22 protein-coding genes and 1 tRNA gene are annotated in these 21,010 nt (G+C 61.5%); 8 read left to right on the top strand and 15 right to left on the bottom strand.

The window, feature by feature from the left end; all coding sequences use genetic code 11:
* Window positions 1-36: 36 nt before the first annotated feature.
* The 7 genes from ACQK2M_RS19760 to ACQK2M_RS19730 all read right to left on the bottom strand — a co-directional run bounded on the left by ACQK2M_RS19760 (window position 37) and on the right by ACQK2M_RS19730 (window position 6,344).
* On the bottom strand, window positions 37-1,047 hold the full coding sequence (locus tag ACQK2M_RS19760; protein WP_425419204.1) for a hypothetical protein: 1,011 nt from the start codon (window positions 1,045-1,047) through the stop codon (window positions 37-39).
* On the bottom strand, window positions 995-2,083 hold the full coding sequence (gene ribB / locus ACQK2M_RS19755; protein WP_223478423.1) for a 3,4-dihydroxy-2-butanone-4-phosphate synthase: 1,089 nt from the start codon (window positions 2,081-2,083) through the stop codon (window positions 995-997). Before ribB ends, ACQK2M_RS19760 begins: the two co-directional genes overlap by 53 nt.
* An 8-nt stretch (window positions 2,084-2,091) precedes the next feature.
* Window positions 2,092-3,186: a chorismate synthase gene (aroC, locus tag ACQK2M_RS19750; protein ID WP_223478422.1), complete on the bottom strand. Its 1,095-nt coding sequence runs from the start codon at window positions 3,184-3,186 to the stop codon at window positions 2,092-2,094.
* A gap of 126 nt (window positions 3,187-3,312) precedes the next feature.
* A complete protein-coding gene (locus ACQK2M_RS19745) occupies window positions 3,313-3,915 on the bottom strand; it encodes a histidine phosphatase family protein (protein ID WP_425419203.1) in 603 nt (200 codons plus the stop codon).
* A 29-nt stretch (window positions 3,916-3,944) separates the two neighbouring features.
* Window positions 3,945-4,757: an enoyl-ACP reductase FabI gene (gene fabI, locus ACQK2M_RS19740; protein WP_425419202.1), complete on the bottom strand. Its 813-nt coding sequence runs from the start codon at window positions 4,755-4,757 to the stop codon at window positions 3,945-3,947.
* A gap of 105 nt (window positions 4,758-4,862) precedes the next feature.
* Entirely contained in the window at window positions 4,863-5,816 is a 954-nt protein-coding gene (locus ACQK2M_RS19735; RefSeq protein WP_425419201.1) for a DnaJ C-terminal domain-containing protein, read from the bottom strand.
* A 90-nt stretch (window positions 5,817-5,906) separates the two neighbouring features.
* Window positions 5,907-6,344, bottom strand: a complete 438-nt coding sequence (locus tag ACQK2M_RS19730; RefSeq protein WP_425419200.1) for an RT0821/Lpp0805 family surface protein — start codon at window positions 6,342-6,344, stop codon at window positions 5,907-5,909.
* A 129-nt stretch (window positions 6,345-6,473) separates the two neighbouring features.
* Between ACQK2M_RS19730 and pdxH the strand changes: the two genes are divergently transcribed.
* Window positions 6,474-7,094 (top strand): pyridoxamine 5'-phosphate oxidase, encoded by a 621-nt coding sequence (pdxH, locus tag ACQK2M_RS19725; protein WP_425419199.1) that lies wholly within the window; start codon window positions 6,474-6,476, stop codon window positions 7,092-7,094.
* A gap of 60 nt (window positions 7,095-7,154) precedes the next feature.
* Here pdxH and ACQK2M_RS19720 read toward each other — a convergent pair whose 3' ends face one another.
* From ACQK2M_RS19720 to ACQK2M_RS19710, 3 genes are read right to left on the bottom strand one after another with little or no spacing between them, the layout of a single operon-like run.
* Window positions 7,155-7,847, bottom strand: a complete 693-nt coding sequence (locus tag ACQK2M_RS19720) for an NAD-dependent deacylase (RefSeq protein ID WP_425419198.1) — start codon at window positions 7,845-7,847, stop codon at window positions 7,155-7,157.
* A 30-nt stretch (window positions 7,848-7,877) separates the two neighbouring features.
* A complete protein-coding gene (locus tag ACQK2M_RS19715; protein WP_425419197.1) occupies window positions 7,878-8,639 on the bottom strand; it encodes an ABC transporter permease in 762 nt (253 codons plus the stop codon).
* Window positions 8,636-9,562: an ABC transporter ATP-binding protein gene (locus tag ACQK2M_RS19710; RefSeq protein ID WP_425419196.1), complete on the bottom strand. Its 927-nt coding sequence runs from the start codon at window positions 9,560-9,562 to the stop codon at window positions 8,636-8,638. The genes ACQK2M_RS19715 and ACQK2M_RS19710 overlap by 4 nt, the downstream gene beginning before the upstream one ends.
* A 155-nt stretch (window positions 9,563-9,717) precedes the next feature.
* On the opposite strand from ACQK2M_RS19710, the gene ACQK2M_RS19705 reads away from it, so the two are divergent.
* From ACQK2M_RS19705 to ACQK2M_RS19690, 4 genes are all read left to right on the top strand, one after another.
* Complete coding sequence (locus tag ACQK2M_RS19705; protein WP_425419195.1) at window positions 9,718-10,539, top strand: arylamine N-acetyltransferase family protein; 822 nt, start codon at window positions 9,718-9,720, stop codon at window positions 10,537-10,539.
* A 16-nt stretch (window positions 10,540-10,555) separates the two neighbouring features.
* Window positions 10,556-11,557, top strand: a complete 1,002-nt coding sequence (locus ACQK2M_RS19700; RefSeq protein ID WP_425419194.1) for an LLM class flavin-dependent oxidoreductase — start codon at window positions 10,556-10,558, stop codon at window positions 11,555-11,557.
* A 71-nt stretch (window positions 11,558-11,628) separates the two neighbouring features.
* Window positions 11,629-11,847, top strand: a complete 219-nt coding sequence (locus ACQK2M_RS19695; protein WP_425419193.1) for a hypothetical protein — start codon at window positions 11,629-11,631, stop codon at window positions 11,845-11,847.
* 23 nt (window positions 11,848-11,870) lie between these two features.
* Window positions 11,871-13,385 carry a peptide ligase PGM1-related protein gene (locus ACQK2M_RS19690; protein WP_425419192.1) on the top strand — a complete coding sequence of 505 codons (1,515 nt, stop codon included), beginning with the start codon at window positions 11,871-11,873 and terminating at the stop codon, window positions 13,383-13,385.
* A 40-nt stretch (window positions 13,386-13,425) separates the two neighbouring features.
* Here ACQK2M_RS19690 and ACQK2M_RS19685 read toward each other — a convergent pair whose 3' ends face one another.
* Together ACQK2M_RS19685 and ACQK2M_RS19680 are read right to left on the bottom strand one after the other, a co-directional pair.
* Window positions 13,426-15,060 carry a BCCT family transporter gene (locus tag ACQK2M_RS19685; RefSeq protein WP_223478409.1) on the bottom strand — a complete coding sequence of 545 codons (1,635 nt, stop codon included), beginning with the start codon at window positions 15,058-15,060 and terminating at the stop codon, window positions 13,426-13,428.
* A 47-nt stretch (window positions 15,061-15,107) separates the two neighbouring features.
* Window positions 15,108-15,527, bottom strand: coding sequence for a universal stress protein (locus tag ACQK2M_RS19680; protein WP_223478408.1), 420 nt, complete (start codon window positions 15,525-15,527; stop codon window positions 15,108-15,110).
* Window positions 15,528-16,010: 483 nt separating this feature from the next.
* Between ACQK2M_RS19680 and ACQK2M_RS19675 the strand changes: the two genes are divergently transcribed.
* Window positions 16,011-16,463 (top strand): GNAT family N-acetyltransferase, encoded by a 453-nt coding sequence (locus ACQK2M_RS19675; protein ID WP_425419191.1) that lies wholly within the window; start codon window positions 16,011-16,013, stop codon window positions 16,461-16,463.
* A 260-nt stretch (window positions 16,464-16,723) separates the two neighbouring features.
* Here the strand turns inward: ACQK2M_RS19675 and ACQK2M_RS19670 are convergent.
* Window positions 16,724-16,798: transfer RNA gene (locus tag ACQK2M_RS19670), tRNA-Glu, on the bottom strand.
* A 254-nt stretch (window positions 16,799-17,052) separates the two neighbouring features.
* Between ACQK2M_RS19670 and ACQK2M_RS19665 the strand changes: the two genes are divergently transcribed.
* Window positions 17,053-17,391, top strand: coding sequence for a hypothetical protein (locus ACQK2M_RS19665; protein ID WP_425419190.1), 339 nt, complete (start codon window positions 17,053-17,055; stop codon window positions 17,389-17,391).
* Window positions 17,392-17,400: 9 nt separating this feature from the next.
* Here ACQK2M_RS19665 and tldD read toward each other — a convergent pair whose 3' ends face one another.
* Both tldD and ACQK2M_RS19655 read right to left on the bottom strand, forming a co-directional pair.
* Complete coding sequence (gene tldD / locus ACQK2M_RS19660) at window positions 17,401-18,855, bottom strand: metalloprotease TldD (protein WP_425419189.1); 1,455 nt, start codon at window positions 18,853-18,855, stop codon at window positions 17,401-17,403.
* Between the two features lie 42 nt (window positions 18,856-18,897).
* Window positions 18,898-19,464 (bottom strand): invasion associated locus B family protein, encoded by a 567-nt coding sequence (locus ACQK2M_RS19655; protein WP_425420095.1) that lies wholly within the window; start codon window positions 19,462-19,464, stop codon window positions 18,898-18,900.
* A gap of 641 nt (window positions 19,465-20,105) precedes the next feature.
* Between ACQK2M_RS19655 and coxB the strand changes: the two genes are divergently transcribed.
* Window positions 20,106-20,981, top strand: a complete 876-nt coding sequence (gene coxB, locus ACQK2M_RS19650; RefSeq protein ID WP_223478542.1) for a cytochrome c oxidase subunit II — start codon at window positions 20,106-20,108, stop codon at window positions 20,979-20,981.
* Window positions 20,982-21,010: the final 29 nt, after the last annotated feature.

Below are 21,010 nucleotides of genomic sequence, written 5' to 3'. Positions count from 1 at the left end.
GAGGGACAATGCGATGTGACCGATGTCACAAGCCGGTCAGGGGGCGACCACCAGCAGACGGTCATCCTGCGTGACGGTGACAATCCGTCCTCCGACGACTGCGATGGACCTGTCGATCGGGCCGGGCAGGGCGATGTCCGGCAGATTCGACAGCGGAAAGCGCAGGCGCATGCGGTCCTGGGACGGAAGGACGAGATCGGGATTTCCGTCGCCGTCGAAGTCCGAGACCGCGGACAGGCCGAGATCGCGCGAGCCGATGACGTGGTTCGAGACGTCGCCGGCGATATCGTTTTTCTCGGTGATCGTGTCATTCGCATAGGAGAGCGAGAACAATCGTCCGCCGATATGCGGTGTGCGCACGGCATAGATCGTGGCCGCGCCGGATCCGTCGGGAACGATGCCGGCGATATTGAGCCAGCGATTTGGACGTCCATTCTCGCTGCTTGCGCCGAGTTCGACGAGTTGGCCGTCGCGCAGCCCGTAGATAGCGACCGCCGACCCGCCGGTTTTCGAAGAGCGTATCGTGACGACCTCGTTCGAACCGTCACCGTCGAGGTCATGGATGCGTGGCGTCAGGTCCTCGAAGACCTGGCTCTCCGGCAGGTCGAACCTGATTTCCCGGCCGCTTTCGTCGATTGCGATCAGGGCGCCGCCTTCGGTCGTGTCGCCGAGAACACCATGGGCATAACGGTTGGTCGGTGCTCCATACCATGCCCTGCGGATATCGCCGTCCTGTGCCACGTCCATGCCGCCGTCGGGAAGGGCGCCTGCCGGTTTCGGCCGCCTGGCTTCGGGCGCTGCCGTTGACAGGCAAACGCCTTCGGGCCGGTCGCAGCTCACAAGGCGGAAGGTTTCCTGTCCAAGTGCGATGTAAGCGCCGTCGGCGGATTTCCGGATCGCGGTGACCGGTGCGGGAAGATCGAGCTCGAACAACTCGACCGCGTGTGCGCCCGAAGGCGCGCCGAGCGTCAGGAAAACGGCAAGAGCCGCGCCGTTACAGAATTTCAGTAGACGATATCCGGATTCCGAAGCCTTCGAGCCCCACATAGTGTCGCTCCCTGGTGGAGTAGAGTTTGATCGAGCCTATCCCGAGATCTTTCAGGATCTGCGCGCCGAGACCGATTTCCCGCCACTCGGCTTCCCGATCCTGCGCCTCCATATGCTCCTCCGGCAAGCGGCGACCCGCTGACTTGCCGACGCCGACGGAACCCTCTCGAAGATAGACCACAACGCCGCGTCCCTCGTCGGCCATTCGTTGCATCACGGCCGAGACCATCTTTTCCTTGCCGAAGACATCGTCGACGACCGATTCCAGATGCAGCCGCACCGGTATGTCCACACCGTCGCGAATGTCGCCATAGACGACGGCGAGATGATGCATCGGATCCCAGGGAAGCGTGTAGGAATACGCCTTCGCTGGCCCGACCGTGGTCTCGAGGTCGAATGTCTCGACCAGTTCGATCAGCGTTTCCTTGCGCTGGCGGTAATTGATCAGGTCCGCGACATTGATCTGCTTGAGACCGTGTTCCTGTGCGAAGGCGGTCACCTGCGGTCCGCGCATCACGGTACCGTCGTCATTGACCAGTTCGCAGATCACTCCGACCTGGGGCAAACCGGCAAGCTTGCAGAGATCGACGGCGGCCTCGGTATGACCCGACCGCATCAGGACACCGCCCTCCCGCGCCACGAGCGGGAAGATATGGCCTGGACGCACGAAATCCGGAGCGCCGGCATTCGGATTGGCGAGGTTGCGCACGGTCATGGTGCGGTCGTCGGCGGAAATTCCTGTCGTGGTGCCGTGCTTGTAATCGACGGTCACGGTGAACGCGGTGGCGTGCGGCGCGTCGTTCTCGGCCACCATCGGCGCTAGATTGAGTCGCTTGGCGTCCTCGCGGGTCATTGGCGCGCAGACGATGCCTGACGTGTGCCGAACGATGAAGGCCATCTTCTCCGGCGTCGTGTGAACCGCGGCAACGATCAGGTCGCCCTCGTTCTCGCGTCCGTCATCGTCCATGACGACGACGATTTCACCACGCTCGAAAGCGCGCAGCGCCTCGATGACCCTTGCCTGATCGTATGCCATTGAAATCCTCAAATACGGCCGGTCTGGCCCCTGTGCCGCAGATAATGATCGGCGATGGCGCAGGCAACCATTGCCTCTCCGATCGGTACCGCGCGAATGCCGACGCACGGATCGTGGCGTCCTTTTGTCACGACCTCGGTCTCCTCGCCGTCGGCCGTGATGGACCGGGTCGGCGTCAGGATGGAGGAGGTGGGTTTGACGGCGAAACGTGCGACGACGGGCTGTCCGGTTGAAATGCCTCCAAGGATGCCGCCGGCATTGTTGGAGAGAAAGGCCGGGTTGCCATATTCGTCGATACGGATTTCGTCGGCATTGTCCTCGCCGCGGATGCGCCCGGCTTCGAACCCGTTGCCGATCTCGACGCCCTTGACCGCATTGATCGACATCAGCCCGGAAGCGATATCCTGATCGAGCTTGGCGTAGATCGGCGCGCCGAGCCCCGCCGGGACACCCTCGGCCACGACTTCGACCACCGCGCCGACGGAAGAGCCGGTCTTCCGGATTTCGCCGAGATAGTCCGCGAAAGCCTCTGCCGCATCCGCATCGGGCGTGAAGAACGGATTGCGATCCACCTCTTCCCAATCCCATTTCGCGCGGTCGATTTCCTTTGTACCCATAGAGACCAGCGCCGCGCGCACCGAAAGCCCAGGCACGATCTTTCGCGCCAATGCGCCGGCGGCCACGCGCGCGGCGGTTTCGCGCGCCGAAGACCTGCCTCCGCCGCGATAATCGCGGATGCCGTATTTCTTGTCGTAGGTGAAGTCCGCATGACCCGGCCGGTAGCGCTGGGCGATGTCGGAATAATCCTTCGATCGCTGGTCGGTGTTCTCGATCATCATGCAGACGGGCGTACCCGTGGTGACAAGCGTCTCGCCGTCTTCCTGCGGCATGACCCCCGAAAGAACCCGGACCGCATCGGCTTCCCGGCGCTGTGTCGTAAATTTCGATTGGCCCGGTTTGCGTTTGTCGAGATACGCTTGGACTTCGGCCTCTGTGAACGCGATGCCGGGCGGGCAACCGTCGATCACGCAGCCCAGCGCGATACCGTGGCTTTCGCCCCAGGTGGTGACGCGGAAAAGATGGCCGAAAGTGTTATGCGACATGAGGAAATTCCGTTCGTGACGACCTTCTAGAGCAGCATTCGCGAAATGAGAAGCCGCGTCCTGTCGAGGCGGGAAACTCCCTGTACGTATGGGAACAGGTTTTGGCCGCTCGAGACCCGAGGCGCTTCAGTCCAGCCCGACCCAGACGCCGTCCTGTCCGTCGTACCGGTAGACCCGGTCCTGCGGGACGTGGCCATCGGCGAGAGTGCCATCGCCGGGACCCTCGACAAGATATCGGGTCGCGCGAATGATGCCGCCGTGACAGACGATCACGGTCTGCGTGTCCAACCCATCGAAAAAGTCGCGGACGCGGTTCACGGCCTGCGCATAGCTCTCGCCGCCGGGCGGAACATGATCCCATTTGCTGCGATCGCGGGCCGCCATCGCTTCAGGATATTCCTGCAGCAGTTCGGAATGGAGCTTGCGCTCCCATTCTCCGAAACTCACCTCCATCAATCGCTCATCGGTGCGGAATTCGTCGGGATCAAGTCCGAGTTCGGTGCGGATGATCCGTGTCGTCTCCACCGCGCGCGAAAGCGGGCTTGCGACGAAACTCCAGTCTTTCCAGTCGATCGGAAGCGAGGCGAGGTATCTGCCGTTTCCCGCCGCCTGACCCCGTCCGGTGTCATTGAGCGGTATATCCGCCTTGCCCTGGTATCGGCGTTCCCGATTCCATTCGGTCTCGCCGTGCCGGATCATGTAGAATCTCGGCAGCGTCGTGCCTGTCATCGCGAAATTGCCCCGTGAAACTGTGCCGGTCAGTCCTTGGTGATATCCGGCGCGTCGACCGCCTTCATGCCGACGACATGGTAGCCCGAATCGACATGATGCACTTCGCCCGTCACGGCGCGTGACAGGTCGCTCAGGAGATAGAGCGCGGAATCGCCCACCTCGTCGGTCGTCACCGTCTTGCGCATGGGCGAGTTGTACTCGTTCCACCTAAGGATATAGCGGAAGTCGCCGATCCCCGATGCCGCGAGCGTCTTGATCGGCCCGGCCGACAGGGCGTTGACGCGGATGCCGGACGGTCCGAGATCCGCAGCGAGATAGCGCACGCTCGCCTCGAGCCCGGCCTTCGCGACGCCCATCACGTTGTAATGCGGCATCACCTTTTCGGCACCGTAATAGGTCAGCGTCAGGATGGAGCCGCCATTGGTCATCAGCGGTTCGGCGCGTTTCGCGACGGCGGTCAGCGAATAGACGGAGATGTCCATCGTGCGCGCGAAGTTTTCGCGCGTCGTATCGACATAGCGTCCCGTCAATTCGTCCTTGTCGGAGAACGCGACCGCATGAACGACGAAATCGAGCCGACCCCAGGTCTTTTCGAGATGCGAGAACACCGCCTCGATCGTATCCGGTTCGGTCACGTCGCAGTGACCGCAGACGATTGCGTTCAGTTCACCGGCCAGCGGCTCGACGCGTTTCCGCAGTGCATCGCCCTGATAGGTGAACGCCAGTTCGGCACCCTGGTCCGCGCAGGATTTCGCAATGCCCCAGGCGATCGACTTGTTGTTTGCGAGGCCGATGATAAGGCCCCGCTTGCCCTTCATGAGGCCCGAACCTGTGGTCATGGCTGTCATCCCGAAAAGATAAAGATATTGTCTTTCTCGGGCGAGCATATCGCACAGCACATTCGGTCCATCAAGCTAGAAGGCATTGGACCCACAAGGCGGGCGTCATACCTCGGTCTTGCGGAAAAGCGCCTCCAGCGCCTCGCGTTTTTCATCCGGGAGCTGGATTTGCAGCACTGCGAGCAGGTCGCCATGGCCGGATTTCGCGCGCGGGAGCCCTTTGCCCTTGAGGCGCAGCGTCTGCCCGGAGGAGGACCAGGCCGGGACGGTCAGGGCGATTTTCTTGCCGTCGGGCATGGTCAGCGGAACCTTGCCGCCGACGATTGCGGTTTCCAGCGGCACCTCGACATCCATGATGATATTGGCGCCTTCGACCCGCGCGCCATCGGCCTGCTTGAGGCGAATCTTCGCGAGAACGTCGCCGCGATGTCCTGCCGGTCCGGCCAATCCCTGGCCTTTCAGGCGGATGACCTGGCCGTCGGTCGCACCTTGCGGAATGGAAACGGCGACCGTCCGTCCGTCAGGCAGGGTCAGTCGTGCCTTTCGTTCGCCCATAAGATCGGCGGGCGTCACGGCGAGGTCGGCTTCGATATCCTTGCCCTTGGGCGGCTGCGCTTTCGTCTGGCGTGCACCGGCGCCACCGGTCCTTCCGAAACCCGAAAACGGGCCGGACTGCCGTGCGCCACCACCAAAGGCGGATCCGAACAATTCGCTCAGAATGTCTTCTGTCGGGCCTTGGCCGCCGGAACGGAACTCGAACCCGCCGGGTCCGCCGCGCGCATCGAAGCCGTCATAGGCTGTATAGGGGTTGCCGCCGCCGAAACCCTGGAAGGTCTCGCGGCCCTCGGCGTCTATCTCGCCGCGGTCGAACTGCTTGCGTTTGGCTTCGTCGCCGAGAATCTCATAGGCGCGCGAAGCCTCCGTGAAGCGCTCCTGCGCTTTCGGATCGTCCTTGTTTGCGTCCGGGTGATACTTCTTGGCGAGCTTGCGGTACGCAGATTTTATTTCGGATGCGCTGGCCGTCTTTGCGACGCCGAGCACAGCATACGGGTCTCTCATGGCACTCTTGCGCTGTTTCAACTGTAGTTGTGCAGCATATGGCGATTAAATATGGGAAATTCCAGATGTTTGCCTGGAAATCGCGACGGATCAGACATCGCCACGCGATCCCGCCGGGGCGAGAATCCGCGTCCACCAGCCGGTGCGGCGATCGAGGCAAAGGTCACCCTCATAGAGCGTCACGCCGTCATAGGATTGCCGCGTCGCGTTGAAGCTGCGGCAGGTCTGGCCGGCGACCTTGCGCTGCCGAATGTCGGTGATTTCGCCCTTGGAACCGGTCGACTGGTTGGCCCAGGCCAAAGGCCCGCCGTCGCGGGTTTTCAGATCCGCCGACGTCACCGCGTTCCGGATCGTGTCTTCGTCCAGCAGCCTGTCGCGTTCCACGCCTTCCAGGTCGGTGGCTTTCTTGAAGGGATCGGCTGTAACGGCAACCGAATCGTCAACGATGGCGATCGCGCCAACGGTGGCTTCGTCCAGTCCCTTGCCGGTCATGCTGCAGCCGGTCAGCGCCAAGGCGGTCAAACCCATCGCCAGAAACCGGGCACCGGATACAATACGGGCGTCAAGCGCTTGCGCGAAAGCTCCGTTTGTGTGCAACACATGACGCATCAATCAATCACTCATCTGCGGTAAATGCCGCATGTTCCGGGAGAGATTATGGCGCCCGTAGAGTTAACAAATCCTGACTTCACCACCCGCGAGGACCCGTTCGCCCTGTTTGGCGACTGGCTGGAAGAAGCGAAGAAATCCGAAATCAACGACCCCAATGCGACATCGCTTGCAACCGTCGATTCCGACGGCTTGCCGAATGTGCGCATGGTCCTTTTGAAGGACTATGACGAGGACGGTTTCGTCTTCTACACCAACTTCGAAAGCCAGAAGGGCGAGGAAATCCTCGCCACGAAGAAGGCGGCGATGTGTTTTCACTGGAAGTCGCTGCGCCGCCAGGTGCGGCTGCGCGGGGCCGTCACGGTCGTCGACGATGCCGAGGCGGACGCCTATTTCGCGTCGCGTGCGCGTGGCAGTCGCATCGGAGCATGGGCGTCGAAGCAGTCCCGTCCGCTCGAAAGCCGCTTCGCACTCGAAAAGGAAGTCGCGAAATTCACGGCCAAATACGCCGTCGGCGAGATTCCGCGCCCGCCCCACTGGTCGGGCTTTCGCATCGCGCCCGTCTATATCGAATTCTGGAAGGACGGCGCGTTTCGGCTGCATGACCGGGTGATTTTCCGACGCGAAACGGAAACCGCACCGTGGACCCGAACCCGGTTTTACCCCTGAGCAGCACGATGGCCGTGGCAACCGCGACCGACGGGTTCGTCGTGTCAGTCCCGATCCCGTTCACCTGGCAAGGAGTTCGTCCACGAAAGCCGGCACGATCCCGGTTGCCGGTCCGTGGCGGAAGTCGTCGAAGAGACGGGTGCCTTCGGAGGGTTGCAGATTGAGCTCCAGCGTTTCGGCGCCGGCATTGGCAGCGATCTCGACGAAGCCCGCGGCGGGGTATACCGCGCCGCTCGTCCCTATGGCGACGAACATGTCGCACGTGTCGAGCGCACCGAGGATCTCGTCCATCCGGTAGGGCATTTCGCCGAACCAGACGATGTCCGGGCGCATGCGACCGGCCGAACCGCAATGCGGGCACTCGGTCCCGGTCGACAGGTCTTCATCCCAGCCCATTCTCGTGTCGCAGCTGCGGCACCATGCCTGTCGAAGCTGTCCGTGCATATGCACGACATCGCGGGATCCGCCGCGTTCATGCAGGTCGTCGACATTCTGCGTCACCAGCATGAAATCGTTGCCCAGCTTCCGTTCCAGTTGCGCCAGCGCCCGATGCGCGTCATTCGGTTCGACCTCGCGCAACTGGGTCCTGCGGGCATTGTAGAAACCGTGCACCAGCGCCGGATCGGCGGCGAATGCCTCCGGCGTCGCCAGTTTCATCGGATCCATTTTCATCCAGACGCCGTCCGGATCGCGGAAGGTGGACACCCCGCTCTCAGCGGATATGCCTGCACCGGTGAGGACCACGAGTTTCATGTGCGCCTTTTCTTGCGGGGCCGTCTCCGTTCAGCTTTTCAGCCGATAACCTGTCCGGAAGATCCACCAGACGGCCGACATGCATATGACAAGGAAGAGGCCGATCATCGCAAGGCTGATGCCGACGGATACATCGGAAATCTCGTAGAAACTCCACCGGAAACCGCTGATCAGGTAGAGCACCGGATTGAACAGCGTCACCTTCTGCCAGAACTCCGGCAGCATCGAAATCGAGTAGAAGCTGCCGCCGAGGAAGACCAGCGGCGTGATGACGAGAAGCGGTACGATCTGCAGTTTCTCGAAACTGTCCGCCCATATGCCGATGATGAAGCCGAGCAGCGAGAAGGTGATCGCGGTGAGCAGCAGGAAGGCCGCCATCGCGAAGGGGTGGGCGATATGCAGGTCTACGAACAGGCTGGCCGTGGCGAGAATGATAAGGCCGAGGATCGTCGCCTTGGTCGCCGCCGCGCCGACATAACCCAGCACGATCTCGAAATAGGAGATGGGCGCCGACAATATCTCGTAGATCGTGCCGACGAACTTCGGAAAATAGATCCCGAACGCGGCATTCGTCACGCTCTGGGTCAACAGGTTCAGCATGATGACGCCGGGAACGAGGAACGCGCCATAGGAAACGCCTTCCACCTCCGTGATGCGGGACCCGATGGCGGCGCCGAAGACGACGAAGTAGAGGGATGTCGACACGACCGGAGAGACGACGCTCTGGAAGAGCGTGCGGAACCAGCGCGCCATTTCGTATCGATAGATGGCCCAGACAGCGAGCAGGTTCATGCGTTTTCCTCCACCAGAGAGACGAAGATGTCTTCGAGCGAACTCTTGCGTGTATCGACGTCGGAGAAGCGGATGCCTTCATCCGCCAGCGTCGTCAGCAGGCGGGTTATGCCAGTGCGTTCGCTGGTAGTCATGAAGGAGTAGGTCAGCTGGCGTCCGTCCTCGGAAAGCGCGAGATTGTAGTCCGAGACGCTTTCGGGGATCGCGTCGATCGGTTTCGCCAAGGTCAGCGTTATGTCCTTCTGGCCGAGCTTGCGCATCAATTCGGCCTTGTCCTCGACCACGATGATCTCGCCATTGCGGATCACCGCGATGCGGTCGGCCATTTCCTCGGCCTCCTCGATGTAGTGGGTCGTCAGGATGATGGTGACGCCACTTTCGCGCAGCTTGCGGACCGTGTTCCACATGTCCTTGCGAAGGCTGACATCGACACCGGCGGAGGGTTCGTCGAGAAACAGGATGTCGGGTTCGTGAGACAGGGCCTTGGCGATCAGCAGGCGGCGTTTCATTCCGCCGGACAGGGTACCGACCTTCTCGTCGCGCTTTTCCCAGAGCGACAGTTCCTTCAGCACCCATTCGATGTGCTCGGGTTTGGGCCGCTTGCCGAAGAGACCGCGCGAATAGGTGACGGTGGCATGGACCGTCTCGAACTGGTCGGTCGTCAGTTCCTGCGGCACAAGCCCGATGCGCGCTCGGGTCTTGCGATAGTCTTTGACGGTATCGTCTCCATCGACCGTCACTGTGCCCGAGGTCGCGCGGGCAATGCCGCAGATGATTGAGATCATGGTCGTCTTGCCGGCGCCGTTCGGCCCGAGCAGGGCTATGATTTCGCCCTTTTCGATGGTCATCGAGACACCCTTGAGCGCCTGGAAGCCGCCGTCATAGGTCTTGGTGAGTCGGTCTATGGAAATAAGAGGCGCCATGAAGAGCTCGGCCGGTCTATGGAGGGAACGCGTTAGATAGGCGTCAGGACAATCGATTTAAACACCCGGCTACGGATTGGATTAGCCTCTCCTGACAATTGCAACGCCGGTCATAAATCTCCAAATAGCGGTTTCGAAGCGTATTCGGGTGTTCCATGGATTTCGACAACTACTACCGGCGACTTGGCATCGAGAAACCGGCGCCCGACGCGAAGGGGCTTCGCGTGCTGCAATCGGCGCAGATGAATGCCGTCACGTTCGAGAATATCGATCCGTTGCTCGGCATCGTCCCCGATGTATTGATATCGGGCATTTTCGAAAAAGTCGTCGAACACCGGCGGGGCGGGTATTGTTTCGAGGTGAACACGCTTTTCGGCGCGGCGCTTGGCGATGTCGGATTCGTTGCGCGGCGTGTCATGGCGCGCGTGAGGAACGGCGCGGCGCAGGGCGCCAATCGCAGTCATCTTGCCTGGCTTGTCAGCATCGATGGCGAGGAATGGCTGGCCGATACCGGATTTGGCGGGGCCGGAGCATCCGTTCCGCTGCGAACCGGTACCCTCGAGACCCAGTCTGCCCCGTCCGGCGACTACCGGTTGCGCGAGGACGAAGACGCGGGTGAACTGGTTCTGGAGCGCCTGACGCCGGAAGGCTGGTTTTCGCTCTACGGTTTTGACCGCGCCTCGGTGCGCGATGCGGATATCGAGGCGGCGAATTTCGTTACCGCGCGATGGGAGAAGGCCCCGTTTCCATCCAACCTCATGCTCAGCCGCCACCGCCCGGATGGCCGCGTCAGCCTGTTGAACACGGCGTTGCGTATCGAGAACCGCGAAGGCGTGGCGAAGCGCGCTGTCGGTTCACTCGACGACCTGCACGACGTTATGACCGAAGAATTCGCCTTGCCCGTCGATCGTTCGCTCACCGAACAGATCTGGCGGCGTCTCGAAACACTGGGCCGTGTGGAACGGCTCGCCGTTTGAACCATTGGAGCGGATGATGATTCCGATTTCCGTCCTCGATCTTTCACCGATTCCGGAAGGCCATAGCGCCGCCGATGCGCTCGACAATACGCTTGATCTCGCGCGGCATGCGGAGGAGTGGGGCTACAACCGCTTCTGGCTGGCCGAACACCACAATTCGCCCGGAATCGCGAGTGCAGCCACATCCGTTCTGATTGGCCATGTCGCCAATGGGACGAAGACGATCCGTGTCGGCGCGGGTGGCGTCATGCTGCCGAACCATGCGCCGTTGGTCATAGCCGAGCAGTTCGGCACGCTCGCAACGCTCTATCCGGATCGCATCGACCTGGGATTGGGGCGCGCGCCGGGAACCGATATGGCGACCGCCCGGGCCTTGCGCCGCGGTCTCGATCAGGCGGATGGCTTTCCCAACGATGTCGTCGAACTGATGGGCTATTTCGAGGACGAACCGCCCGGCGGTGGCCGTGTTCGCGCCATCCCAGGCGCAGGCACGCATGTACCGGTCTGGATTCTTGGATCGAGCCTTTACGGGGCGCAACTCGCCGCGCATCTCGGGCTCCCCTATGCCTTCGCATCGCATTTTGCACCGGCGGCACTGGAACAGGCGGTCGAGGTCTACCGCCGGACTTTCCGGCCGTCGCAATATCTCGACCGTCCGCATTTCATGCTTGCGGTCAATGTCTTCGCGGCGCCGACGGACGAAGAAGGGGCATTCCTGCGCACATCCATGCAGCTGGCCTTTGCGCGGTTGCGAACCGGCATGCCCGGCCCGCTGCCGCGCCCGGTCGACAATCTGGACGAACTTCTCACCGTGCAATTGCGCGAGATGGTGGACGAGGCCCTCTCCGTCACGGCCGTTGGCTCGCCGGAGACGGTTCGCAAGGCGCTGCTCGGCTTCGTTGAACGTTACGAACCGGAGGAACTGATCCTGACCGGACAGATTCACGACCATCGGGCACGGCTGAGATCGTTCGAGATCGCGGCGCAAGTCATGGCGTCGCTTCCGGCGGATGCTTGATCCGGGACAATTCCCATGCGCGTGCGTCGATGCTACTGATTTTCTGCAACCACTGACCAAGGCGAGTGAAAATGGCGTTCGAAGGACTGATCACACGGCTCAACATGCTGTTCAACGACATGGAGAACCAGCCGGAGGACGATCATGAATTGCTGGAGCAGATCCATCTTGAATTGATGCAGATGAAGGCCACCGGTCAGCCGATGCCGCAGGATCTGGTGGACTTCGAGGAGCGCCTGAACGCCGAATTCCAGAAGCGTGGGCGCACGCCGCCAACATCCGGCGCCTGAGGACGGGGCAGGGAGAGGAATCGATGGCGCAAGGATTCACGGAACCCGGCGACACTGAAGCCTTCCGCGAATTGCAGAAACGCCTTGCCCGCATCTACGAGCGTGTTTTTCCCGACCACCTTCTTCCGCGCACGGTCCTGATCGTACCGAGCCTGTCGCTCGACAACGAGGTTCTGGCCCGCATTGCGGGCGTTCCGCATTACGAGGAACGCCTGCTGTGCCTCCTGTTCCTGTTGCGCATGCCCGAGACGCGAGTCGTCTATGTCACGAGCGCACCGATCGCCGAGGCGACGATCGACTACTATCTCCACCTTCTTGAAGGCGTCCCGCACCGGCATGCGCGCGAGAGGCTTACGCTTCTCAACTGCCAGGATACGTCCGACAGGTCGCTGACGGAGAAGATCCTCGAACGGCCGCGCCTCATGAAGCGCATTCGCGCGTCGCTCGGCGACAGTTCGCTCGCCCACATGGCCTGCTATACCGTCTCAGATATCGAACGGCGGCTCGCTCTCGAACTCGATATCCCGATCTATGGCTGCGATCCGGAACTGCTGCCGCTTGGTTCGAAGAGCGGGGGGCGCAAGCTCTTTCGTGAAGCCGGCGTGCTGATGCCGGACGGTTTCGAGGACCTGGACAGCGAGAAGGATATCGTATCCTCGCTTGCGGAACTGAAACGGCGCAATCCGCAATTGCGGCGCGCCGTCGTGAAGTTCAATGAGGGTTTTTCCGGGGAAGGCAATGCCACGTTCCGCTTCGACGGTTGTCCCGAGAGCGGCACCGAGGAGTGGATCGCCGCGCATCTGCCGCAAATGGAGTTCGGCGCTCATGATGTGGACTGGGATGTGTATCGCAGCAAGTTCCACGAGATGGGGGGCATCGTCGAGGCTTTCGTGGAGGGAAAGGACAAGCGCTCGCCATCGGCGCAGTTCCGTATCGATCCCGCCGGCGCGGTGGAGGCGATCTCGACGCATGACCAGGTTCTCGGCGGGCTGACCGACCAGGAATTTCTGGGCGCGCTGTTTCCGGCCGACGAGTCCTATCGTCTCGAGGTGCAGGCCGAAGGATTGAAAGCTGCGAAAGCCTTGTCGAGACAGGGTGTGCTCGGTCGCTTCGCCGTCGATTTCATTTCCGTGCGCGAGGGGGATGGCTGGAAGCACTATGCGATCGAGATCAACCTGCGCAAGGGCGGCACGACGCATCCCTTCATCATGCTGCAATATCTGACCGATGGTGCTTACGATTCCGCGACGGGTCTCTTCAATACGCCGCAGGGCGAGCCGCGCTACTACTATGCGACCGACAATCTGGAATCGGATTGCTACCGGGGGCTTCTGCCCGAGGACCTGATCGATATCGCCGTTCGAAACGGCATACATTTCCACGGCGCGACCCAGACCGGTGTGGTCTTTCACCTGATCGGCGCGCTTTCGCAGTTCGGCAAGCTCGGGGCGGTCTGCGTCGGCCGCAGCAGGAAGGACGCCGAGGAACTTTATCAGGCAATGGTCGCCATTCTCGACCGTGAATGCGGTGCCGCGTAAATGAAAAAGGCCGCGGGATCACCGCGGCCTTCGTCGATCCTTATCGGGGTTCGCTTCGAAGCCCCTGGAATATCGCCCAACACATCGCCAGCAGCACCAGCGTGAAGGGCAGGCCGGTCGAAATGACCATCGCCTGTAGCGCCGTCAATCCTCCGCCGAGCAGCAGCACGATGGCCACCAAGCCCTCGAAGCTCGCCCAGAACACGCGCTGCGGGACCGGTGCATCCACCTTGCCTCCGGCCGTGATCGTATCGATCACCAGCGAACCGGAGTCCGACGAGGTGACGAAGAAGACGATCACCAGCACAACGCCGATGAAGGAGGTGAGCCCGGCAAGCGGCAGGCCTTCCAGCATGGCGAAGAGCGACAGTTCCGGCGAGTAGCTGTCGATCACATTGGCTTTCACCGCGCTCGTCTCCGGGCTTGTCAGGACCTGGTCGATCGCGGTGCCGCCGAAGACGGCCATCCACATGACGCAGACCAGTGACGGGATCAGCAACACGCAGATGATGAACTCCCGGACGGTGCGGCCGCGCGACACGCGGGCGATGAACATGCCGACGAAGGGCGACCACGAAATCCACCATGCCCAGTAGAAGGACGTCCAGCCCTGCATGTAGCCGGTATCCTCGCGGCCGAACGGGTTCGACAGGGCAGGCAGGTCGACGATGTATGCGACGAGGCCTTTGCCGAAATCCGAGACGATCGTGGCGGTCGGGCCGACCAGGAACACGAAGATCAACAGCAGTGCGGCGATCGCCATGTTGATCTCGCTGAGCACCTTGACGCCGCCGTCGAGGCCGCGGACCACCGAAACCAGAGCGATCGACGTAATGCCGATGATCAGGATGACCTGCACGGTCAGGTTGTTCGGAATGCCAAACACATGCTCCAGACCGGCATTGGCCTGTTGCGCGCCGATCCCGAGCGATGTGGTGAGACCAAACAGGGTCGCAAAGACGGCCAGGATATCGATGATGTGGCCCCACCAGCCCCAGACGCGCTCCCCGAGGATCGGGTAGAAGGCAGAGCGCACGGAAAGCGGAAGGCCCTTGTTGTAGCTGAACAGTGCGAGCGCCAGCGCCAGAACGGCATAGATCGCCCATGGGTGCAGGCCCCAGTGATAGATCGTCGCCGCGAGGCCCATCTGCCGCGCCGCCTCGACATTCTCCGGAATGAGGACACCGTCCGCATCGAAGGGCGAGGGGGTGCCGAGCGGCTGGCTGATCGCCATGTGGTAGACCGGCTCGAGCACGCCGAAGAACATCAGCCCGATACCCATCCCGGCCGCGAACAGCATCGCGAACCAGCCGATATAGCTATAGTCGGGCGTCGCCTCCTTGCCGCCAAGCCGGATCGAGCCGTAGGGCGTGAAGATCAGCGCCACCGTGAAGATCACGAAAATGTTGCCGGCCAGAAGGAACACCCAGTCGAATGTGCTCGTCAGTGCCGGACGCAGCCAGCCAAAGAAATCCGCGGCCTGCTGTGGAAAGATCAGCGCCACGACGACGAACAGGACGATTACGCCGGCCGAAACCGCGAAGACGGGGTTGTGGATATCGAGGCCGAACGGCCCGATCTGTGCTTCGATGTTGTCCTGACCGATTTCGTAATCGGTTTCGATCAGGCCCGCGTCACCCTCGGGTTCCGGAATGCCGGTGGAAGTGTCGCTCATGGGATTTCCTCCCGTTTATGATTTGAGTGTTGTTGAAATTCGCCGGATCAGCTCGGGCGAACGAGGAAAACCGATGCGTCGGTATGCGTTGCCAGGCGGCCGCCATTCGAAGGCCAGACGTGATCGGCGACATTCGGGATATGCGTCGCCATGACCACGAGATCGCTTTTTGTTTCGTGAACGGCCTTGACCAGCGCGTCGTCAAGCTCGGCGGCCGGGTCGTGACTGACCACGGTTTTGCCGTGGGTCTCGATGCCATGCCGTTCGGCCTGCTCCTTCGCGAATGCCAGGAGCTTTTGCTCGTACTCCGCCGGATTGTGGGCCATCGGGCCGGGCGTCGACGCCGTGACGCCGACATAGGTCACCGGAACCTTGTAGAGTGAAGAAAGATTAGCCGCCGTGTCGAGCGCCTGCGCCAGCTTGTCGGCGTGCGCGAGGTCCACGGGCACCATGATTTTGTGATACATTGGCTCTCCCCGTCATATGTGAGGCATCGCTTATGCTTTGCCGATATTGTGTTTTTTGCATCAGGCTGGCGGGTATGGCAGCCAGCTGCTGTTCCGCAAGCGGAGATTGACGTTCCGATTACGACGCGAGGCTAACGCGGCATCCATCGCGCTGTAAACCGTCCGGCCGGAAGTTCCCCGGATTGTGCGAGGAACTGTCCGCAAGCACGCTCCACCATTGCGGCTCAGCCCTGTCTGAATGCCATTTCGTGCCGCTCGGAAATTGTGGCGTCATGCAGCTACGGCTGCTCCGAAAGAGGCTGTGGCGGCGGCACGAAGCCCTGAGCCCCGTGCGTTTATTGACAGCCTCGGGCCAGTTGGTATGGGTGCGACGAGTCCATGGAAGGAGCTGGATGCACAGAGGCTTGGATTGAACCGCATGGAGCGGAATCGCTCGGCACCGCGTGTGCCGATCCAATTGTGCATGAATTCTATGGAGTTCTCATGGAGAACCAGGACGTAATAATCCGGCCGTTTGACGCGGCAGCGGACACCGAAAAACTGTCAGGCATCTGGCTCGACGCATCTCTGAGGGCGCATCCGTTTATCGGTCGGCCAAGGCTTCTGGAGCAGCGGCCGTTGATCGAGGACGAGTACCTCCCGAAATCAGAGACCTGGGTCGCCTGTCATGCGGGCGAGCCGGTGGGTTTCATCAGCCTGCTGGGCAGTTTCATCGGCGCGATTTTCATAGAACCGAACTGGCAGGGCCAAGGCGTTGGCCGCAAGCTGATTGCCCATGCTCTTGAACGCAAGGGCGAGCTGTCGCTCGAAGTCTACACCCGGAACGAACAGGCCGTTCGCTTCTATGCCGCTCTCGGATTCGAGGAGGTTTCCCGGCGCGATGTGGATGATTTTGGCTACCCCTTCGAGAATGCAGTTCTGATGCTCAAGGGTTGAGCGCATGACCGGGCAGGGCGTTCTGCCCGGTCATTTCACGCGAGCGAATCTGCCTCAGCGAATCACCCATCGGGTTCGAACGACAGCTGAAGGTGAGCATCGAGGGCGTCTGTCAAACTCGGTGCTATTCAATGTGGGGTGTCTGCGGCCGATCATCGATGACCGATTGTGATGGGTGAATCCAAGCACCGGGTTCCATCGCGACGTTCCGCGAATGCTGCACATAGAGCAGAGATGATCGGCCAAGTGATGGAAAACGCTGGTACTCCCAAGGGGAATCGAACCCCTGTTTCCGCCGTGAGAGGGCGGCGTCCTAACCGCTAGACGATGGGAGCGTGCGCGGAAGAGGCGCATATAGCCACAAGCGCGAGCGAGGTCAATCCCGCTTGGCCGGCCGCGTCAGATATCTTCGACGAACGCCTTCAGCATGTCGCGTACCGGATCGATCGCACGGACCATGTCCTCGTCGCCCGAACAAGGAAATTTCCGGGCAGCCTTGCGCCGAAAGCCTCCTTCGTTTGCTTGACGACAACACCGCGATCGGCTGCTTATTGTTTCCCGGAAACGGACCGAAATCGGAGGTCGTCCAATGAAGCCGGCAGACTTGGCGGGTATCGCGATCCATTCGGAATCGCTCGATGAGATCCGCGCTGCACTCGACGCAAGTCTTGGCGCAGCCGAAGCATGGCGCGGAGAAATCGCGGATGACGACGAAATCGCCTTCCTGATAAGCGAATGCGCCCATGCCGTAGGCCATGTCGCGCGGAGTTTCGCGGTACTCGACGTCTCGGCTTTGCGCCGGGTTGTCGCTCTCGGCACGACGCATGAAAGCAACACCACTGTCTTGGGCGGGATCCAGGACATGTGGGACGAAATAGGCCACTTCCTGCCGGAAGCAGTCCGCCCGCCCGCAACGACAGACGATTAAGGAGAGAGCTTAGCGTTCGGTGCCGCCGACCGTCATCTGATCCATGCGCAAGTGCGGCTGGCCGACGCCGACGGGCACGCCCTGTCCGGCCTTTCCACACATGCCGATACCGGTATCGAGTGCCATGTCGTTTCCGACCATGGAGACGCGGTGCATGGCGTCCGGGCCGTTTCCGATCAGCATCGCGCCCTTGACCGGATACGTCACCTTGCCGTTCTCGATCATGTAGGCCTCGGTGCAGCCGAAGACGAACTTGCCGGAGGTGATGTCGACCTGGCCGCCGCCGAACGAGACCGCGTAAATGCCCTTGTCGACCGAAGCGATGATTTCCTCCGGGCTCTTGTCGCCGCCGAGCATGTAGGTGTTGGTCATGCGCGGCATCGGCACGTGAGCATAGGATTCGCGGCGTCCGTTGCCGGTCGGCTTGACGCCCATCAGGCGCGCGTTTTGCCGGTCCTGCATGTAGCCGACGAGTTTGCCGTCCTCGATCAGTACGTTGTAGCCAGACGGTGTACCCTCGTCGTCGATGGAAAGAGAGCCGCGCCGGTTTTCGATCGTACCGTCATCGACGACTGTGACGCCCTTCGCCGCGACCTGTTCGCCCATCAATCCGGCGAATGCGGAGGTGCCCTTGCGGTTGAAATCGCCCTCTAGCCCGTGGCCGACGGCCTCGTGCAACATCACGCCCGGCCAGCCAGCGCCAAGCACGATGTCGAATGTGCCGGCCGGGGCGGGTTTCGCGTCGAGATTGACCAATGCCTGCCGCAACGCCTGATCCGCGCCGTGCTTCCAGGTGTCGGTGGCGATGAATTCGCCGAATTCCTGTCGGCCGCCCATGCCATGCGAGCCGCTCTCCTGCCGGTCGCCGTCACCGACGATGACCGAGATGTTGATGCGGGTCAGCGGCCGCACGTCCTTGGCGAAATGGCCGTCGGCGCGCAGGATTTCCACCACCTGCCATGACGCGGCCAGCGACGCGCTGACCTGGCGAACACGCGGATCTTTTGCCCTCAGATAGGCATCGATCTCGGTCAGCAGCTTGACCTTCGCCTCGAAGGAAGGCTCGCCGATCGGGTTGGCGTCGCCGTAGAGCTTGTGGTTCGTGCCCTGGGGTGCGTCGGAGTATTTGCCCGAATAGCCGGTGGTCACCGCGCCAACCGCGTCCGCCGCCCGTTTCAGCGCCGCGAGCGAAAGTTCGCCGGACTCGGCATAACCAACGGCATCGCCGGCGACCGAGCGCAGGCCGAAGCCGCGTCCTGTATTGAAAGACCCGGTCTTCAAACGTCCGTTGTCGAACATCAGCTGTTCGGATTCGCGGTGCTCGACGAACAGCTCGCCGTCGTCGGCTTTTTCCAGCGCATCGGCGACGACGCCTTGCAGCGTCTCCTTCGGCACATCGAAGGCGTTGATCAGGTCGGGAATGGAATCGGCGGGCATGGACAGTCCTTTCGTCTCACGACTCATTTAGGCGTCGTGAGGCGAGGGGACAACCGTTGGCGCCCGGGATCAGGGCAGCGCCCGGTATCCGTCGGTAAAGCCGGTGAGATCGACGGGGATGCCGATGCCTTCCTCGGGTGTCTGGAAGACGTAGAATGTGGCGCTATTGCCTTCCGACAACGCCTTGATCAGCGTGTCTTCGAGGATCACCTCGGCATAGCAGCCATCGGTGAAGCAGCGAACGAAATATGCGCGGCCGATATCATTGCCGTCGATATTGAGGCCAAGCCCGTTCGGCAGAAGAACGCCGAGCGGAGCGAGAACGCGCAGGATCCGGGCCTTCTTGTCGGCGGTCTTAAGGACCACCACGGACAAGCCGAATTCCTCGCGGTCGGCAGCCACGACATTCTGCATGAGCACACATTGCTCGTTCGTTGCACCTGGCGGCAGGTCGCAGACGATTGACCAAGCGCCATGCGTGGCGCGCACGTTGGAGGGCTGGATCGAACCTCCCGCGCCGACCTGCGCGACTTTCACACCGTCAACGGGTTCCGGATCCGGCTTGCGGATCTGCAGCGGCGCGCCCGTGCCGAGATCGATCGGACCGACCGACGCGACTTCCCGGGCCGTCCGCATATAACCGGCGTCCATGCCCCCATCGGTCGAGGCTGTTTGGCTGTCGGCCGGTTGTGTCAGGTGGTCATGGGCAAGAAAGCCGGCGGCCCCGAGCATGAGCGCAAAGCCTGCCGCGATCACGCGCAGCTTTCCGTGGCCGGTTTTGTGCCCGCGCTGAAATCGGTCGTTTGTGTGCTGCATCGTTTTATCAGTCATGTCGGCGGCCATCAGAGTTTCCCGTCCGGTGTCGATCGTCTATCGGCAAGGCTGTGTTTCACCTGATTCGGCGAAAATCACCTCGGCTGGTCGATTCGGTCCGCTCTTTTATCGCAGGCCGCAGTGAAAGGGAACGAGCCCCGGGAGCGGGAATTCGAACCCTCACATTCGCATATCCCGACCCTTGGGAGAGCTTCACACATGCTTTCTGGTCGAAATCATGGCATGCGCGTTTTTTTGTCGCGGTGACGACTTGGCAAACAGGTCAATATCGCCAATAAGCCCCCGTGTTGCGGCCCTTCGACGCGCAAAATGACGCACGGTTTCGACTTGTGTTTCAGTTGCGCGTAAAAGCGGTCTGTGATTGATACAGGTCAAAGACGGGCTCTTTTCCGTCCGGCGCAGCCGAGGCAACGGCCGCGCGATGATTGGGAGTTAACAACGTGCTGAATAAACCGGCCTGGCTTGCAGGCATCGTTTCCATCGCGACCGCGTTGTCGTCGGGCGCTGCCTTCGCCGCTCAACCGACCCCGTGGCAGACGGACTTGCAGCCGGCAGCGACCGGCATCATGCACGAGATTCGCTGGTTCGAGGAATACACGCTGTGGTTCCTCATTCCGATCGTGCTGTTGGTTCTGGCGCTGCTGGTTTACGTCATCATGCGTTATAACAAACGCAGCAATCCGACGCCGTCGCGTACCAGCCACAACACGATGATCGAGATCATCTGGACGGTCGGTCCGGTGCTGATCCTTCTGTTCTTCGCGGTGCCGTCCTTCCAGTTGCTCACCGCGCAGTACACGCCCGAAGGTGAACCCGAACTCACCATCAAGGCGACCGGTTACCAGTGGTACTGGGGCTACGAATATCAGGGCGATGAGGGCGAGGATGTCTCCTTCGATGCGCTTCTGCTGCGCGAAGAAGATCGCGCCGATTATGGCAAGGAAGACAAGGCGGTGTATCCTCGCCTTCTCGCTGTCGACAACGAGATCGTCGTGCCTGTGGACACGACCGTACGCCTGCTCGTCACAGCCGGTGATGTGCTCCATTCCTGGGCGATGCCTGCCTTCGGCGTGAAGATGGACGCCGTGCCGGGTCGCCTCAACGAGACGTGGTTCCGTGTCGAGGAAGAGGGCATTTATTACGGTCAGTGCTCGGAGCTTTGCGGCAAGGATCACGCATTCATGCCGATCGCCGTACGTGCCGTTTCGCGCGAGCAGTATGATGGCTGGCTCGCCGCCGCACGCGACGACGTCGGTGCCGCGAACAGAGATTTGATGGCTGCCATCGACGCGCAGCGCCAACTGGCTTCCGCTGAATAAGCGGCTGGCCGGAGTATTTTTCGAGGAGC

The organism is Oricola indica (assembly GCF_965227485.1).
Classification (GTDB): domain Bacteria; phylum Pseudomonadota; class Alphaproteobacteria; order Rhizobiales; family Rhizobiaceae; genus Oricola; species Oricola indica.
The sequence above is the reverse complement of the archived record's forward strand: the minus strand, read 5'-3'. Positions and strand labels throughout refer to the sequence as shown.